The organism is Hymenobacter monticola, from assembly GCF_022811645.1.
Taxonomy (GTDB): Bacteria; Bacteroidota; Bacteroidia; order Cytophagales; family Hymenobacteraceae; genus Hymenobacter; species Hymenobacter monticola.
The window spans coordinates 2,042,360-2,058,433 of the sequence record NZ_CP094534.1 but is presented as its reverse complement, the minus strand read 5'-3'; the positions used below and the strand labels follow the sequence as shown (position 1 = coordinate 2,058,433).

The 16,074-nt window shown below is 60.9% G+C and carries 13 protein-coding genes; 5 read left to right on the top strand and 8 right to left on the bottom strand.

Annotated elements, in window-relative coordinates; all coding sequences use genetic code 11:
* Window positions 1-160 precede the first annotated feature (160 nt).
* On the bottom strand, window positions 161-3,070 hold the full coding sequence (locus tag MTP16_RS08560; protein WP_243518214.1) for a TolB family protein: 2,910 nt from the start codon (window positions 3,068-3,070) through the stop codon (window positions 161-163).
* Window positions 3,071-3,441: 371 nt separating this feature from the next.
* On the opposite strand from MTP16_RS08560, the gene MTP16_RS08555 reads away from it, so the two are divergent.
* Window positions 3,442-4,008, top strand: coding sequence for a hypothetical protein (locus tag MTP16_RS08555; RefSeq protein ID WP_243518211.1), 567 nt, complete (start codon window positions 3,442-3,444; stop codon window positions 4,006-4,008).
* 223 nt (window positions 4,009-4,231) lie between these two features.
* Here MTP16_RS08555 and MTP16_RS08550 read toward each other — a convergent pair whose 3' ends face one another.
* From MTP16_RS08550 to MTP16_RS08540, 3 genes are all read right to left on the bottom strand, one after another.
* Window positions 4,232-5,905, bottom strand: coding sequence for a DUF262 domain-containing protein (locus MTP16_RS08550; protein WP_243518209.1), 1,674 nt, complete (start codon window positions 5,903-5,905; stop codon window positions 4,232-4,234).
* A gap of 245 nt (window positions 5,906-6,150) precedes the next feature.
* On the bottom strand, window positions 6,151-6,564 hold the full coding sequence (locus MTP16_RS08545; RefSeq protein WP_243518207.1) for an HNH endonuclease: 414 nt from the start codon (window positions 6,562-6,564) through the stop codon (window positions 6,151-6,153).
* A 24-nt stretch (window positions 6,565-6,588) separates the two neighbouring features.
* Window positions 6,589-7,107 (bottom strand): hypothetical protein, encoded by a 519-nt coding sequence (locus MTP16_RS08540; RefSeq protein ID WP_243518205.1) that lies wholly within the window; start codon window positions 7,105-7,107, stop codon window positions 6,589-6,591.
* 225 nt (window positions 7,108-7,332) lie between these two features.
* Between MTP16_RS08540 and MTP16_RS08535 the strand changes: the two genes are divergently transcribed.
* Together MTP16_RS08535 and ppk1 are read left to right on the top strand one after the other, a co-directional pair.
* Window positions 7,333-7,827 carry a SixA phosphatase family protein gene (locus MTP16_RS08535; protein ID WP_243518203.1) on the top strand — a complete coding sequence of 165 codons (495 nt, stop codon included), beginning with the start codon at window positions 7,333-7,335 and terminating at the stop codon, window positions 7,825-7,827.
* 215 nt (window positions 7,828-8,042) lie between these two features.
* Window positions 8,043-10,130 carry a polyphosphate kinase 1 gene (gene ppk1 / locus MTP16_RS08530; RefSeq protein WP_243518201.1) on the top strand — a complete coding sequence of 696 codons (2,088 nt, stop codon included), beginning with the start codon at window positions 8,043-8,045 and terminating at the stop codon, window positions 10,128-10,130.
* Between the two features lie 153 nt (window positions 10,131-10,283).
* Here ppk1 and MTP16_RS08525 read toward each other — a convergent pair whose 3' ends face one another.
* The 4 genes from MTP16_RS08525 to MTP16_RS08510 form a co-directional block, all read right to left on the bottom strand.
* Entirely contained in the window at window positions 10,284-11,027 is a 744-nt protein-coding gene (locus MTP16_RS08525; protein WP_243518199.1) for an REP-associated tyrosine transposase, read from the bottom strand.
* Between the two features lie 31 nt (window positions 11,028-11,058).
* Window positions 11,059-12,180 carry a DUF6268 family outer membrane beta-barrel protein gene (locus MTP16_RS08520; RefSeq protein ID WP_243518197.1) on the bottom strand — a complete coding sequence of 374 codons (1,122 nt, stop codon included), beginning with the start codon at window positions 12,178-12,180 and terminating at the stop codon, window positions 11,059-11,061.
* A 195-nt stretch (window positions 12,181-12,375) separates the two neighbouring features.
* Complete coding sequence (gene hflX / locus MTP16_RS08515) at window positions 12,376-13,710, bottom strand: GTPase HflX (protein WP_243518194.1); 1,335 nt, start codon at window positions 13,708-13,710, stop codon at window positions 12,376-12,378.
* Between the two features lie 175 nt (window positions 13,711-13,885).
* The gene (locus MTP16_RS08510) at window positions 13,886-14,173 is read right to left on the bottom strand and encodes a c-type cytochrome (RefSeq protein WP_243518191.1); all 288 of its coding nucleotides are present in this window, start codon (window positions 14,171-14,173) and stop codon (window positions 13,886-13,888) included.
* A gap of 182 nt (window positions 14,174-14,355) precedes the next feature.
* Here MTP16_RS08510 and MTP16_RS08505 point away from each other — a divergent pair, with 182 nt between their 5' ends.
* Together MTP16_RS08505 and rfbC are read left to right on the top strand one after the other, a co-directional pair.
* Window positions 14,356-15,468 carry a glycosyltransferase family 4 protein gene (locus tag MTP16_RS08505; RefSeq protein ID WP_243518188.1) on the top strand — a complete coding sequence of 371 codons (1,113 nt, stop codon included), beginning with the start codon at window positions 14,356-14,358 and terminating at the stop codon, window positions 15,466-15,468.
* 49 nt (window positions 15,469-15,517) lie between these two features.
* The gene (rfbC, locus tag MTP16_RS08500) at window positions 15,518-16,066 is read left to right on the top strand and encodes a dTDP-4-dehydrorhamnose 3,5-epimerase (RefSeq protein ID WP_243518185.1); all 549 of its coding nucleotides are present in this window, start codon (window positions 15,518-15,520) and stop codon (window positions 16,064-16,066) included.
* Window positions 16,067-16,074: the final 8 nt, after the last annotated feature.

Sequence of the window (16,074 nt, the reverse complement as noted above, 5' to 3'; positions counted from 1 at the left end):
AGAATATTACGTCTGTCATCCTGAGCGCAGCGAAGGACCTTCTCACGCCTGCGCCGATTGAATTGCTGCAAGCCGTTCAGTCGTGAGAAGGTCCTTCGCTGCGCTCAGGATGACAAGCGTCCCCAATTCCTCGTTCCTCATTAGGAGGAAGCCACAGGCGTCACAACCGAATGTCAAACGCAAGCGGCTGCACCAGCCACTGCCGTAGCTGCGAGCTGTACACCACCCGCACGCCGGCCTCGATGGGCGTGCGCAGGCGCAGCACGTTGAAGAGCACCAGCGCGTCGACGCCCACGTTCTGGTAGTTCACCTGGTAATCGAGGCCCCGGATGGCGTCGCCCTGCGCCACATCGCCGAACACAGTGGCCCGCAGGCGCTGGATGTAGAGCCAGCGGCCCAGCTCCCAGTGCGTGAAAGCCAGCGGCAGGTAGTAGTCGAAGCTGCCCACGCGCAGGCGGTCGAAGCTGGTGTAGCCTTCGCCGCGCGGAAACGACACGGCGGGCGCAAACTGGTAGAGCCGCGCGCCGGCCGACTGGTCCTGCCACTGGTAGCCGCCGCGCAGCCGGATGGCGTGGTTGCGGGCCAGGCCGGGCAGAAACACGCTGGCCTGAGCGGCCCACTGCGTGGCTTCGAGCCCCCGGCCGAAGGGCGTGGTGCGCCAGGTACCAAGGAAGGTGCCGCCGCTTTTGGGCGCCACGCTGCGCAGGCTGCGCTTGAGCTGCGTGACGTAGCTAAGGGTGGTTTGCACGGCGTTGAGGGCGGCAGTGGGCGACGGTTCGGTGGCCCGGCGGGTGGGCAGCTGGTAGTCGTACACTTCCTCGTGCAGGAAGTAGGTGCCCACCGACAACGCCTGCAGGTACTTGGAATGCGTGAGGTTAAGCGGCAGGCGCACCCCGGCCGAGAGGCGCGTGTACTGCCACTGGTCGCGGTAGCTGCGGCCCTGCGAGATGATGGCGGCGTCGCGCCCGCCGTAGGTCACGTCGGCGTCGAATACCGGGTAGCGGCCCTGGTAGCTCAGGGCCCCTGTCACGTTGAAGGTGCGCTCCACCTGGTCGTAGCCCAGGCCGGCGAATACCTGCGTGGTATTCAGCAAGTCCTGCGAGCGCAGGCCCACGGCTACCGCGTTGCCGCTCGGGCTTTGCACCACACCGTAGCTGAACAGGTTGAAGGCGTGTGCCAGCGGCGAGTAGCGCCGCACTCCGTAGTTCTCCCGGGGCAAACCAACCTTAGCTTTGTTTGCGTATGGCCATTTAAGGAGAGCGGCCATCTGTGCCCCGGCCGGTTCTAGGGCCGTAAGCGTATCGGCGTAGGGCCCTGGCACTTCTTTAAGTGCTCTAGAAACCGGAGTCCAGGTGGTTGAATCGAGCGGTATTTCTACCACCCGTGCGCCGGTGGCCCGGTAATCATGGAAGGCCAGCGTGCGGCCGTCGGGCGCCACAGCGGCATGGTATGCCCCGAACGGGCGCGAGGTGACGCGGAATGTGCGGCCGGTGTGGGCGCTCATGGCGTAAAGATTGTCAATGCCGCTTTGCGAGGAGTTGTAGAGCACGAACCCGCGCCAGGGCTGCGGGTTGGCTAGGTTCACATTGGCTATGGGCAGTAGATAAGTTGTTGTACTGGCGGCGGGGTCGATGACAACGATGGATTTACCGGATGCCTCCAACAACACGGCCACAAGGCGGCGGCCGTCTGGGTGCCAGCGAGGCTGGACGTAAATATGATTACGCGGATTGGGCAGCACTTGTAGCTCGGCGCCGGTTTGCGCATCTAGGACCACCAGTTCGTGATGATACTCGGGGGTTTCGTGCACGGCCACCAGGCGCCGGCCGTCGGGCGAGAGAGCGGCGGCCGTGTAGCGCTGGCCGCGCCCGAGGCGGGTGAGCCGGCCGGTTTTCAAGTCCAGCACCTTCAGCTCGGAGGCAATGCGCTGGCCCCAGCGCGCGTTTTGCTGGAACTCCGGCCACACGGCCTTGCCGCCGTTCACCGACAGCATTTCGGGGATGTTGAGCTGGCCGGGCGTGAACAACTTTTCTTCCTTCCCGCTCCGGCTCAGGCGCACGAAATGCGGAATGTCGTTGAAGCCGGTTTTTAGGGCCAGCACCGTGCTGTCGGTCAGGTACTGCGGGTATTGGTACTGGGTGAAAACGGGACTCAGGTCTTCCTGGCGCAGCGGCTTCACCGCCATGAATTGGGGCTCGGTGGGGCTGGCGGCGGCCGTGTGCTGCCGCATCCACAGCGAGTCGACCTCCGTCATGCTGCGCTCGTAGACCTCTTCCACCCGCAGGCCGGTGGTGCGCTTGATGGCGTTGGAGAACGAGAACGGGTAGAAGGGAAACCGGTAGTACCGGTCCAGCACCCGCGACCACACGTCGGCGCCGTGGTGGGCCTTCAGGTAGGAGGTCATGAAGTAACCCAGCACGTACCAGTCGGGCACGTTGTCGCGCAGGGAGCCATTCACGGCCTTCTGGTAGCTGTAGCGGCGGCCCGAGAGCAGGTTGGCCCGCAGGCCCACGTTGAAGCTGGGGATGCGCCCGCGCCCGCTGCGCGTGAGGGCCGTTTCGGTGCCCACGGCGTCGCCCTCGAAAAACCACTGCGGCACGCCCACGGCGGCCACGCCCAGCGCGCCATCGCCCAGCAGCGGGCCCAGCACGCGGCCCACCCCCTGCCGGGCCTTCTCAAACTGCCCCACGTGCCGGAACTCGTGCACCACCAGCCCGTCGAGCCAGTCGACGGTGCCCAGCCCGAAGCCCTGCTGCGGCGTGGTGAAAAACTCGGCGTGGCGCGGCAGAAACGTCACGAAGCCGTTGGGCACCGTGGTTTGGTTTTGCAGCACCACCGAGATGGGCCGTGGGCTCACGCCCAGCGTGGCCGAGGTGGGCCCGTGCAGCTGCTCCAGGCGGGCGGCCGTGCGCTGCGCCGCCGTGTCGATGCCGCCCGCGTAGAGCACCCGGAAGTGGGGAGTGCGCACCTCGCGCCAGCGCAAGGCCGGCGGGTTTTGGGAAAGAACAGGCAGGCTTTGGGAATAGGCAGGACCGGCCGCCAACAGGCCCAGCAGCAACAAACGACGCATGAGAAATCCGGATTCAGAAACGAAGCCTAAAGAACGGCATGCCATTCGTTCTGGCGGGCGCCTCACCCCCCGGCCCCCTCTCCGAAAAAGGAGAGGGGGAGCCTGACGACGCAAGAAGCAAGACCGGTGCCCCCGAAGAATGCTTTGTCGCATTCCCTTTTCGGAGAGGGGGGTCAGGGGGTGAGGCGCTACGTTCGCGCCATATGCCTCGGCTGCGCCCGGCCTGGCGATGATGCGCCAACTGCTGCTCTTATACAGAACGTTAGGGCGGCGCTACCTGCTGTATATTACTTATTAAAATATTCCGTTACCTTGCCAGTGGCCCGACTCGACGGCCGGGCGTTTCTCTACCCAAAACCCCCAACACTTTTATGGCAAAGGTTAAGAACAACATCGTCACGCAGGGACTGAGCGGCACGCTGGGCGGGCAGCTGGTGTTCCGGCAAACCAGCCGCGGCACCGTGGTGAGCGTGGCCCCGCAGGCCCCCAGCGGGCCGCCCACGGCCGGGCAGACGGCCCAGCGCGAGCGGTTTCAGCAGGCTGTGATTTACGCCAAGGGCCAGAGCCAGGACCCGGCCGTGCAGGCCGAGTACGCCGACGAGGCCCGGGCGCAGGACATCAGCGTGTATAACGTGCTGCTGCGCGACTTCATGCAGGCGCCCAGCATCGGCGACGTGGACCTGAGCCAGTACACGGGCAAGGTGGGCGACCTCATCGCCATCACGGCCACCGACGACCACGCCGTGCAAAGCGTGCACGTGAAGATTGAGAACAGCGACGGCAGCCTGGTGGAAGAGGGCGACGCCCAGCAGCAGGCCGACCCCAACCAGTGGCTGTACACGGCTACGGCCCGCAATGCCTCGCTGGCCGGCGACAAAATCACGGTGTCGGCCACCGACAACCCCGGCCACAGCGTGAGCAAAACCCGCACCCTGTAAATAGTGCAACTCCGGCGCCCGCCGGCCCGGCTGCCGCCCGAACGAACGAGGAACGAAGGCAGAACGAACAAACTGCCTTCTCAGGGGCGGCCCCAGGGCTGGCGGCGAACTTGGAGAAGTTCTATTTTCCTTGTGCGACGCCCCGCCCCCACTGGCAGGAGGCAGAAGCAAAAGAAGCCCCGGCTGCGTGTGCGGCCGGGGCTTCTTGGATTTTACCATCTATCTAGTAATCCAGTCTCCATATTTTTACAGCTGTTTTTGCAAGTGATTCTGAACGTTCAATGATGCTTTTATTAGACCAATAAAGCTGGCTTTTAATACTATCATTGATACTAAGAACAGACTTATTGAATGCCTTTACTTTTTTTACTTCAAAAGTACTATTACCTATTTCTCTATTTTTAGCACCATCAAGAAGAGTCAAATTACCTATGAGGTACACTAATTCATCGGATTTCATACCTCCCAAATACTTTTTCCAGTCTGAGTTTGGGTTCTTAGGCAATATGTGCTCCACAGTGATTTTAGCACTAGCAGCCGATTCACTGCCAGACAATGAATCGTTTATCTCCTTCAATATATAACGTGCTATACTGTCCTTATTAAAAAATCTTTGCGCAAAATCAGCTTCAAATTTAGAATCATCTACATAGACAGATTTCAATAGGTCGAATACACCTTTAGGGCGTATTTTTCGATTAGCAGTTATAGCAAGCGCAGCGCTTGGGTATACTCGCTCCAGACTTCCAGTGTTTAGCCCTGAAATAACTGTATACCTGAAAGATATAACCATTATTACTTTCAATACCTTTGTTAAATCCACTGGATTCATAAAATCCATAGCAGCAAACATTATTGGCTTATACTGACTGAACTTGAATAGATTGAGCGCATTTAGGTATTGTTTATATTCATTTGAAAATTCTGACCAATATGGATGTTCAGGATTTGAAAGAGCATCGTTGTAAACAGCAACAGTCCTCAACTTATCAATCATAGATTTAGCAGAAGACGTCTCTTTTATTGTCTCTTTGATGTTTTTATACAATTCCTTTTCTCTAGCAACATCGTAATAAGCATTCCAGAAATATCGGATAAATTGAGTCAGACCCTCGCTTCCGATAATTAATAATATTTCATTCCATGTTTTCTTAAACTTATCAATATTAGAGCCGGCCTTCGAGAATAAAAAATTTTTGACAAGGTCTGATGTAGCCAATTCGATACCTCGTCCATTGAGAGTTTCGAATGTTACGTATGCATCCGACTCGTCTCCCGTTTCGATAAGAATAGCATAAATACTCTCCGATATAAACTCTTCCAGAATTATAAGATTTTCTTTAAACGACTCTGGATTTTTAGCTATCCACTCCTCAAGAAGAAATTTAATTCGTCCGTAACCTGCAAGAATTAACTTGTTAGAAGATATAAGAGCCTTCTTATCCTTATCCTCAACTATTTCTCCTCCAATCACGCATGCTTGATAGAAAGTATCATTATTTTCATTGAGAGTGAGTTTAGGCGTTATCGTCAATGTTCTTCTATCGACATCTCCAAGAAATTCATTCTTCACAAGAGATTCGCGTGATTGGTCGCTACGCATCTTCCATGCATCAGCAATAGCAGCAAAAATCATGGATAAGGCAGCAAGCCTCTGTTGCCCATCAACTATATCTCTCTTTTTAGGCTCCTCTGTTCTACTTGTTACTATTGCGCCAATGAAATACTCTTTTTTTTCATCGTCTATACCTCTCATTATATCGTTCCATAGAGTATCAATTTCGTCAACTGACCAAGCGAAATCACGTTGATACGTTGGCACGCGATATTGTACTCCTTTCTTCAATATCTCTCCAATAGAGTACGCTTTACCATCAATTTTTTTAGTAGTAGCCATATAAGCACTTTTTTTTGCGATTGAACATTCTGTCTTGGATAGCAGCTATGCAGACCATCATAAAGACAACGTAAGAAACGACACAGAAAGCATACATGCCAAGCGGTTCCAGCGCTTAGCAAAATCAATCGAAATGTAACTAATCTTTAGAAACCCAGGTCCGTCAAATTCGACCCATGTATTCGTTAGGTCAAACGAATTTTAATCTCAGACAGAACAGTCACTCAATAACGGACCGATAATACTCAAGGACTAACACCTATCCGCTGCTTCGCCAAATTCTCCCGCCCCGGCCACCACTCCGGCCGCTGGGGCAGCCGCAGTTCCTGGCCCTCGAAGCGGCGCACGCCGTAGTCGCCGCCGCTGAGTTCGCCGAAGTCGTCGGCCAGGCGCACGCGGTAGTCGGCGTCAATCCAGAACAGGTGGCGGTCGAAGGCACGGTGCAGGTTGGGGCACAGGGCCACGCCGTTCGAGATGGTGTCGTCGTGGCTCACGGCCCAGGGCACGATGTGGCAGGCGTCGAGCAGCGGCACGGGGCTGCTGCGGGTGCTGAGCAGCTTGAGGCCCGACACGGCGCAGGTGTAGTCGTAGGCGTCGAGCACCACGCGCTTGAACAGGCCGCTGCGCACGGTGAGGTCGAGCTCGTCGGCGGGCGCCACGTGGCGGCGGTAGCGGGCGGCGGGCTATTCCAGCATCTGGCGGCGGATGTCGGCCAGGGCCTGCTCGCCGGCGCGGGCGCGGTAGCGGCCCTGCGTTTGCGGAAAGTAGCGCGTGAGCAGGGCCTGCGTGAGGGCGGCCCGGTGGGCGGGCACTTGCAGCAACTGCCAGAGGTCGGCGTCGAGGGCGGCGTAGGCCACCACGTCGCGCAGGTGGCCGAAGCTGCGGATGGAGCCCGAGCGGGTGAGCAGGATGTCGAGGCCGGGCCAGGGGTGCAGGTGCCAGAAGCCGTCGGAGCGCAGGTGGTAGAAGGGCAGCGCAAAGTTGGCCGCCGGGAACAGCGCCGAGGTACCCAAATCGGTGCAGATGGCTTTGAAGGCGGCGATGAGCTCGGGCGTGATGGCGATGCGGTTGCCGGTGATGGAGCCGTCGGCGATGCCTTCGAGCACGGCCAGCAGCAGGGCCGGTTTGTAGGGCGCTTCGCCGTGCTGGCGGCTGCGGGCCACGCGGAGCTGCTGGAAGCGGCGGAGGTAGGTGGGGAGCATGGGCAAGCAATATGGCACGAGTACCCCGAAGCTCCTGCTTCGGCCCGTTAGAGCGTCGTTGTTCTGGCGGGCCGAAGCAGGAGCTTCGGGGTACTCGTGCTTGCGGCGCTGGTGTTGCCGTTCTGGTGGGCCGAAGCAGGAGCTTCGGGGTACTTGGGCCATACGGCTCGGCGGATAACCTTTTCCTAATGGTGGCGGTAAGCCAAACGCCGTTAGCTTCGCCCCATGAAAACCCTCTATCTCCTTCGCCACGCCAAATCCAGCTGGAGCTTCGACGAGCTCAGCGACCAGGAGCGCCCGCTCAACGACCGGGGGCGCGACGATGCGCCCGCCATGGGCAAGGCCCTGGCCAAGCGCCGCATCTGCCCCGATTTGGTGGTGAGCTCGCCCGCCGTGCGCGCCATGAGCACAGCAGTGCTGGTGGCCCGCGAGATGCAGTACCCGCACGATAAAATTGCGGTGGAGCCCGGCATCTACGGCGCCGACGTGGACGGCCTGCTGGCCATCATCCACGAGCTGCCCGACACGGCCGAGTCGGTGCTGCTGGTGGGCCACAACCCTACCATCACCGAAACGGCCAATGCGCTGTCGCCCACCTCGTTCAACGAGCTGCCCACGGCGGCCGTGGTGTGCCTGCACTTCGCCACCGACAAGTGGGAAGAAGCCAGCAAGCAAAACGCCGAGTTTTATTTCTACGACTACCCGAAGAACGTGGAATAGAGAATAACGCCTGTCATTGCGAGTGAAGCGCAGCGGAACGCGGCAATCCGTCCTGTCAATGCCAGACACCCTCTTCCGCGACCAGCCTTTTTATAAACGCAGCCGTAAAGGCGGGTGGCCAATAAGATGAGTTGGTCGCAAAAGAAAGTGTCTGGTTTTAAGAGGACGGATTGCCGCGTTCCGCTGCGCTCCACTCGCAATGACAACGATTCCCTATGAAAGCCCTTTCCCGCGACCTGAGCTGGCTGCGTTTCAACGCCCGCGTGCTGCAGGAAGCCCAGAGCGACAACGTGCCGCTGCTGGAGCGCCTCAAGTTCCTGGCCATCTTCAGCAGCAACCTCGACGAGTTTTTCAAGGTGCGCGTGGCCACGCTGCGGCGCCTGGCCAAGCTCAAGAAGAAAACCCGCGCCAAGCTGGGCGAAAGCCCGCGCCGCGTGCTGAAGGAGGTGCTGGCCGAAGTGGGCCGCCAGCAGGAAGAATTTGGCGCTACGTTTCGGGAGCAACTACTGCCGGCGCTCAACGCCCAGCACATCCACCTGCTGAGCGAGGCCGAGCTGACCGATAAGCAACGCGAGTGGACGTTGCGCTACTTCCGCGAGAAGGTGCGCGACCTGCTCTCGCCCGTGGTGCTCGACGACACCCTGCACCACCTGTTTTTGAAGGACCAGGCCGTGTACCTCACCTTCTTCCTGCGCCAGCCGCACGACCGCAAGGCCAAGCTGGAAGCCGAGCGGGTGCTCACCATGGAGCTGCCCACCAAGCGCCACGGCGGCCGCTTCGTGCGCCTGCCCGACGAAGGCGAGGAAAAGTACGTGCTGTTTCTGGACGACGTGATTCGCGTGGGGGCGGCCGAGCTGTTTCCGGCCTATGAGCAGGTGACGGTGAATGCCATCAAGCTTTCGCGCGATGCCGAGCTGGACATCGAAGAAGAAGTATCGGGCGACCTGATGGAGAAAATTCGCAGCAGCCTGGCCAAGCGCACCACCGGCTTCCCGGCCCGCCTGCTCTACGACCCCGAGATGCCCGCCGAGGCCCTGCGCGCCATCAAGCAGAAAACCGGCATCACCGACGAGGAGCTGGTGGAGGGCAGCCGCTACCACAACTTCCGCGACTTCTTCGGCTTTCCTGATTTCGACGAGCCGGCCTTTCACTACCCCGAGTGGCCGGCCCTGCCCCACCCCACCCTGCCGCGCACCGGCAGCCTGCTCGCCGCCATCGGGCAGCGCGACCACCTGCTGCACCCCCCCTACCAAAGCTTCGACTACGTGACACGCCTGCTGCGCGAAGCCGCCGACGACCCCGCCGTGTCGGCCATCAGCATCACGCTCTACCGCGTGGCCAGCAAAAGCGCCGTGGTGAAGGCCCTCCTCAAAGCCGCCAAGCGCGGCAAGCAGGTGACGGCCGTGGTGGAGCTAAAAGCGCGGTTTGACGAGGAATCGAACCTGTTTTGGGCCGACAAGCTGAAACGCGCCGGCGCCAACGTCGTCTTCACCCCGCCCGAGCTCAAGTGCCACAGCAAATTGCTGCTCATTGCGCGCCGCGAAGCCGACGAAACCACGCGCCGCTACGCCTACTTCAGCACCGGCAACTTCAACGAAAGCACCGCCGGCCTCTACACCGACCACGGCCTGTTCACGGCCGATGAGCGCCTCACGCGCGAGTCGGCCGCCGTGTTTGAGTATTTGCACAACCAAAGCGTAGTGCCCGAGCTACACTACCTGCTGGTGGCGCCCTTCGGCCTGCGCACGGGGCTGAACGAGTTGATTGACTACGAAATCAAACAAGCCAAAAAGGGCAAGGACGCCTACATCATCCTCAAGGTGAATGCCGTGGAAGACGCGGCCATGATTGGCAAGCTTTACGAAGCCAGCAAGGCCGGCGTGCGCATCGAGCTGCTGGTGCGCGGCATCGGCCGCCTGGTGCCGGGCCTGCCCGAGTGCAGCGCCAACATCCAGCAGCGCGGCCTCGTGGACCGCTACCTGGAGCACAGCCGCGTGTACGTGTTCGGCCACGGCGGCGAGGAAAAAGTGTACGTGTCCTCGGCCGACTGGATGACCCGCAACCTCGACCGCCGCGTGGAGGTGGCCTTCCCCATCCTGGATGAAGGATTACGCGCCGAGGTGCGCCAGCTGCTCGATTTCCAGCGCCACGACAACGTGAAGGCGCGGGACTTTGACAACAAGTTCATTGCGGCGGCAGAGGGCGAAAAACCGTTGCGGGCGCAGGAAGCAACTTATGCATGGCTGAAGGGTCTGAAGCGACGCCTAGCCCGCGTACCCCGAAGCTCCGCTTCGGCCCGCTAGAACGATGACGCCAGCGCGAGTGCCCCGAAGCTCCTGCTTCGGCCCGTGAGAACGATACGGGCCTGCGCCGCCAGCGCGAGTACCCCGAAGCTCCTGCTTCGGCCCGTTAGAACATTCTGACGGGCCGAAGCAGGAGCTTCGGGGTACACGTTGTTACGACTCGTGCAGGAACGTGTAGGGCCACTGCTGCCACTCGGCCACCAAACCGGCCTTCACCGGGTTATTCACCACGTAAGCCAGCACGTTCTGGAGTTCCCGACTACTGCGGATGCGGTGGTCATAGCTCTCCGGCTGCCACACCCGTCCATTGCTGCAATGCGCTTCGTTGATATGCCGCGCCGTAAAGCTTTTGATGCGTTGCAGCGTGCGGGCGAGTAGCGGCGCTTCTTCGGGCAAGCGTACAACCAGATGCACATGGTTTGGCATGATGCAATACGCCAACAACACATAGGCGCCCCGCTCGTGGTAAAACTGCAATGTCTGCGCCACGGTAAGCCCAATGGCCGGCTGGTTTAAATAGGCCGGGCCGGCAGTGGCAGCATCGAGCGAGGCGTCGAAATGGCCAAACCACCTCTTTTGGCGGTCGTAAGGCTTATCGGGATGGCCGGCGGCCCGGTGAGCCGCCGCCTCGCGTTCCAGTAAAATGTGCTCTTCGCGCAAACGCGCCAGCACTTCCAGCGGCAGCGAGCCCGCCAGCCGGAACGTGATGAAGTACGACTGCCCCACACCCAGCTGGTGCGGCAGGTAGCGCTGATAATACGTGAGGTCCACCGTGCTAAAATAGAACGAGTACCCCGAAGCTCCTGCTTCGGCCCGCCAGAACAACGACGCTCTAGCGGGCCGAAGCAGGAGCTTCGGGTACTCGGGCCAGGCGGCGCAGGCCCGTATCGTTCTCACGGGCCGAAGCAGGAGCTTCGGGGTACTCGTGCTATCGGCGCACGCCAGACTTTTCCAGCAGCTTGCGCGGCGGGGTGATGAACAACTCCAGGCTGGCGTAAGGGGCGCCGTTGAGCTGCGAGTCGATGATTTTTTCGCGGTCGCCGTTGATGCGGTCAAAGGCGTCGAAGGCGTAGTTGTAGCGGTAGCCGGCCTCGGCGCCCATCCACAGGAAGCTGAGCAGCTCACGCTCCCAGCGCAGGCGGAATTTCACTTCCGTTTCGCGTAGCTCCAGGGAGTTGAGGACGGATTTACTCAGGTCGGGGCTGCCGTCGGCGTTTTTACGAACGAGCGGGGCCCGGTTCAGCTTCACGATGTAGTTGTAGCCGTCCACGGTGTAGCCGGCGTAGAAAATGGAGCTTTCGTTGGCGTTGTAGCGCAGCGTGATGCGGGCCGGCGCCAGCGCCTCAATGCCCCAGCGGCTGTTGAAGGTGCGGTTGTATATCACGGCCGGGTAGATGCTCAGGCGCCCGAAGGTGTAGCCGTACTGAAAGCCCACGCCCCACGAGAAGTTCGGGCTGCGCTTCCAACCATAAATGGCCTCGGCCGAGAAGCGCGAATAGTCCGATTTGGTGAGCTGGTCGGAGGTGTAGTCGCCGCTTAGCTCGCCCTTCACGCGGGCCAGGTACCAGTGCACGTCATCGACCGGCCGAATGACGGCCACCTGCACGGCCGTGCTTTTCAGGCCCTTGTTTTCGATGTTGTCGTAGAGCTCGTAGGTGGTCGGTAGCTTTTCAAACTGAAACTCCTCCCGCTCGTAGCTCAGGCCCACGATGACCTTGAGGTGGGGCCGGTTCCAGGCCGGAATGTAGCCTTTGATGGACAGCCGCGCGTTTTTGGTGGCTTCCGTATTGAAGTCGCTGAGCCCCTGCACCTGCGCCGACGACGACACCCCGAACCGGGGCATCCGCTCGTAGCGCACTATCAGGCCCTTGCTCGGGCCCATGCCCAATACCGAGGGGTTGGCAAACGTCTGGCGGTCGGCGGTGCTGTCGGCCCCCACGGGCGCGGCCGGCGGGTACACCCGCTCCTGTACCTGCGCCCGCGCCGCACCCGCGCCGCTCACCAACGCGGCCGAGAGCAGCCCAATCCGAAGCATAAAAGAAGAAGACATAAGGCAAACCGGGCATGTCCGGCCCGGTTCGCTCCCTTACGCGAAAACCTCCGCTTCGGCCAACGGTCAAGGTTATCAGACGAAGAAAAAATGAGGCCTGGCCCGCGCAGCCAGAAAACGAACCAGAAAACAAAAAGGCCCGCTTGCTGACAAACGGGCCTTTCTCAAAAAGATTTATCAAAGGCAGAGCCGCGCTTACTCCTGCCCGTAGCCGGCGCTCTGGTAAGGGTAGCGCTGCTGGTGCAGGGCGGCCACGCGCTTGGCCACCAGCTCGCGCAGCTCTTCCAGGTTGGTGCGCTCCTGGGCCGAGACGAACACCACCGGGTCGTGCAGCTTGGCCATGTAGGTGGCTTGCAGCTGCGCCAGCGGTGGGCGCGGGGCGGCGGTTTCTTCGGCCTCGGCCTCCTGCAATTCGCCGAAGGGGTCGTGCTGGGCGTCGTCGGGCTTGTACTGGTCTATTTTGTTGAATACCAGCAGCGCCGGCTTGTCGGCCGCGCCGATGTCGGCCAGCGTGTCGTTCACCACCTGAATCTGCTCCTCGAAGCCGGGGTGCGAGATGTCGACCACGTGCAACAGCAGGTCGGCCTCCCGAATCTCATCGAGCGTGCTCTTAAAGCTCTCAATGAGCTTGGTGGGCAGCTTGCGGATGAACCCAACGGTGTCAGACAGCAAAAAGGGCTGGTTGTCGAGCACCACCTTGCGGGTGGTGGCGTCCACGGTGGCAAACAGCTTGTTTTCGGCAAATACTTCGGCCTTGCCCAGCACGTTCATTAGCGTGCTCTTGCCCACGTTGGTGTAGCCCACCAGGGCCACGCGCACCAGGCCCCCGCGGCTTTTGCGCTGGGTGTGGCTTTGCTTGTCGAGGTCTTCGAGCTTCTCCTTGAGGAAGGCAATGCGGTCGCGCACGATGCGGCGGTCGGTTTCAATCTCGGTTTCGCCCGGGCCTTTCATGCCCACGCCGCCGCGCTGCTTGTCCAAGTGCGTCCAGAGGCCCGTCAGGCGGGGCAGCAGGTATTGGTACTGGGCCAGCTCCACCTGCGTACGCGAGGTGGCTGACTTGGCCCGCAGGGCAAAAATATCGAGAATGAGCAGCGAGCGGTCCACGATTTTGACCAGCAGCTCGGCTTCGAGGTTGCGCAGCTGCGAGGGCGACAGGTCGTCGTCGAACACGACCATGCTGCTGCCCTCGTGCTGCACGTAGGCCTTGATTTCGGCCAGCTTGCCCTCGCCCACGTAGGTGCGGATGTCGGGCTTTTCGAGGCGCTGCACAAAGCGCTTGGTGGCGGTGGCGCCGGCGGTTTCAATCAGAAACGCCAGCTCGTCGAGGTATTCGGTGGTTTGGGCTTCCGACTGCCGGCGCGGGGGCACGCTCACGAGCACGGCGGTTTCCTGCTCTTTGGCGGTTTCGTAGGTGCCGTTGTCGGCGGATTTGGCCAGGATGCGGCCGGCGCGGCCTTTCACGTTATCGGTGGCACCGATGTGGCGGGTGCTGTTGGTGTGCTTGCGGCCGCCGGATTGGGAAGTTGCCATAGTTGGTGCTTGGTGTTGGGTGGATGGCTGAGAGTGTAAACGCAAATTCAGCCAAAAAGAACGTCATGCTGAATGGAGCCGGGACATCTCGCGGGTTTCGTTCTGGCGGGCGCCTCACCCCCCGGCCCCCTCTCCAAAGGCAGAGGGGGAGCCTGAAGAGGCACGAGAGCCGCGGTTACTTCAGCGTCAGCGAATAGGCCACCACCTGCTGCACCTGGGCGGGCGTGAGCACCTTTTCGAAGGAAGGCATCTTGCCCATGCCTTTCGTAACCATGTAGGTACGGCCGAAGGCGTTGAGGTTGCTTTTGGTGAGGTCGTGGGCGCCGTTGAGGCCCAGCTTGCCGTTGGCCCCGTGGCAGCGGGCGCAGTTTTTTTGGTAAATAGCTTGGCCGGGCAGCGTGGGCGGGCCGGCCTGGGCCAGCAGCGGCAGCCACGAAAGAAGCAGAGGGAAACGAAACATCATAACGGGCCTAACACAAAATCGGGCCACAAAGTACCGGAGGAATGGTGGATTGGCGGGGTAGTGGATTGGTGGATTGTTCCGACGCCGCACCTGAAACAGGAACATAGCCCCGACCTTTGCGTTGAGAAGGCCCAAAACACCGGCCCTACTCCACCAATTCACCAACCCACTACCCCACCACCTTGCGCGTCGCCCTTGTCATCAACACCAGCTGGAATATTTGGAATTTTCGGGCCAGCCTCGTGCGCGCTCTGCAGGCGGCCGGCCACGAAGTACTGGCCATTGCCCCGCCCGACGACTATTCCAAGCGCCTCGAAACCGAACTGGGCTGCCGCTACGTGTCCATCCTGATGGAAAACAAGGGCACCAACCCGGTGAAAGACGCCGCCCTCACGCGCCGCTTCTACCAGATTTACAAGCGGGAAAAACCCGACGTGGTGCTGCACTACACCATCAAGCCCAACATCTACGGCAGCATCGCTGCCAAGCTGGCCGGCATCCCCAGCATCAACAACGTGAGCGGGCTGGGCACGGTGTTCATCATCAAGAACTTCGTGAGCAAGGTGGCGCTGGGTCTGTACCGCTTCGCCTTCCGCTTCCCGGCCAAAATCTTCTTCCAGAACGGCGACGACAGGCAGCTGTTCCTCGACAATGGCCTGGTGCGCCCGGCAATCACCGACCTGCTGCCCGGCTCCGGCATCGACACCAACAAGTTCCGGCCCGCTGCCGAGTTTCGGCGCAACCAGCCGTTCGTGTTCTTGATGGTGGCGCGGGTACTCTATGAGAAGGGCGTGGTGGAGTATTTTGAAGCTGCCAAAATCATTCGGGAAGCCGTGCCGGGCACCCGCACTCAGCTGCTGGGTGGGCTCGACGAGGCCGGCGGCGTGGGCGTGCCCCGCGCCACGTTTGAGGAGTGGCTGAAAAGCGGCGACATCGAATACCTGGGCCGCTCCGACGACGTGGCCGCCCACCTGCACCAGGCCGACTGCGTGGTGCTGCCCAGCTACCGCGAAGGCACCCCGAAAACCCTGCTCGAAGCAGCTGCCTGCGGCAAGCCCGTGGTGACCACCGACGTGCCCGGCTGCCGCGAAACCGTGGTGGATGGCCGCAACGGCTACCTCTGCCAGGTGCGCAGCGGCGAAGACCTGGCCGCCAAAATGCTGCAGGTGCTGCGCCTGAGCGACGCCGACCTGCGCGGCATGGGCCAGAACAGCCGCTACCTGGCCGAAACCAAGTTTGACGAGCAAATTGTGCTCAACAAGTACCTCGCGGCCGTGGCCGCCGTGAAAAAATAACGCCTGCCGGGCCCGGCTCCGGCCAAACCAACCGCCTACCTTTGCACCGATGCAAGCAAAATCCCACGCCCTGCCGGGCCTCATCGAATTCCAGCCCCGTCTGTTTGGCGACCCGCGCGGGGTGTTCTACGAAACCTACAGCGCCCGCCTGATGCAGGAGCTGGGCCTGCCCGCCGACCTGCCGTGGGTGCAAGACAACCAATCCAAGTCGCAGCCGGGCGTGGTACGCGGCCTGCATTTCCAGCGCCCGCCCCACGCGCAGGCCAAGCTAGTGCGCGTGGCCCAAGGCAGCGCCCTCGACGTGGTGGTCGACATCCGCCGCGCCTCGCCCACCTACGGCCAGCACGCCACCGTGGAGCTAAGCGCCGCCCAAGGCAACATCCTGTTTGTGCCCGCCGGCTTCGCCCACGGCTTCGTGGCGCTGGAAGAAGACACGCTGTTTCTCTACAAGTGCTCCGACTACTACGCCCCCAGCTCCGAAGGCGGCCTGCTCTGGAACGACCCGGCCCTGGGCATCGAATGGGGCGTGCACGAGCCCATCATCTCGCCCAAAGACGCCGTGCTGCCCACCCTGGCAGAACTGGACAGCCCGTTTTAGTGGTATAA

Coding starts and splice junctions, on each gene's coding strand:
- MTP16_RS08560 (WP_243518214.1), bottom strand. CDS start 3,070: ATGCGTCGTTTGTTGCTGCTGGGCCTGTTGGCGGCCGGTCCTGCCTAT.
- MTP16_RS08555 (WP_243518211.1), top strand. CDS start 3,442: ATGGCAAAGGTTAAGAACAACATCGTCACGCAGGGACTGAGCGGCACG.
- MTP16_RS08550 (WP_243518209.1), bottom strand. CDS start 5,905: ATGGCTACTACTAAAAAAATTGATGGTAAAGCGTACTCTATTGGAGAG.
- MTP16_RS08540 (WP_243518205.1), bottom strand. CDS start 7,107: ATGCTCCCCACCTACCTCCGCCGCTTCCAGCAGCTCCGCGTGGCCCGC.
- MTP16_RS08535 (WP_243518203.1), top strand. CDS start 7,333: ATGAAAACCCTCTATCTCCTTCGCCACGCCAAATCCAGCTGGAGCTTC.
- ppk1 (WP_243518201.1), top strand. CDS start 8,043: ATGAAAGCCCTTTCCCGCGACCTGAGCTGGCTGCGTTTCAACGCCCGC.
- MTP16_RS08520 (WP_243518197.1), bottom strand. CDS start 12,180: ATGTCTTCTTCTTTTATGCTTCGGATTGGGCTGCTCTCGGCCGCGTTG.
- hflX (WP_243518194.1), bottom strand. CDS start 13,710: ATGGCAACTTCCCAATCCGGCGGCCGCAAGCACACCAACAGCACCCGC.
- MTP16_RS08510 (WP_243518191.1), bottom strand. CDS start 14,173: ATGATGTTTCGTTTCCCTCTGCTTCTTTCGTGGCTGCCGCTGCTGGCC.
- rfbC (WP_243518185.1), top strand. CDS start 15,518: ATGCAAGCAAAATCCCACGCCCTGCCGGGCCTCATCGAATTCCAGCCC.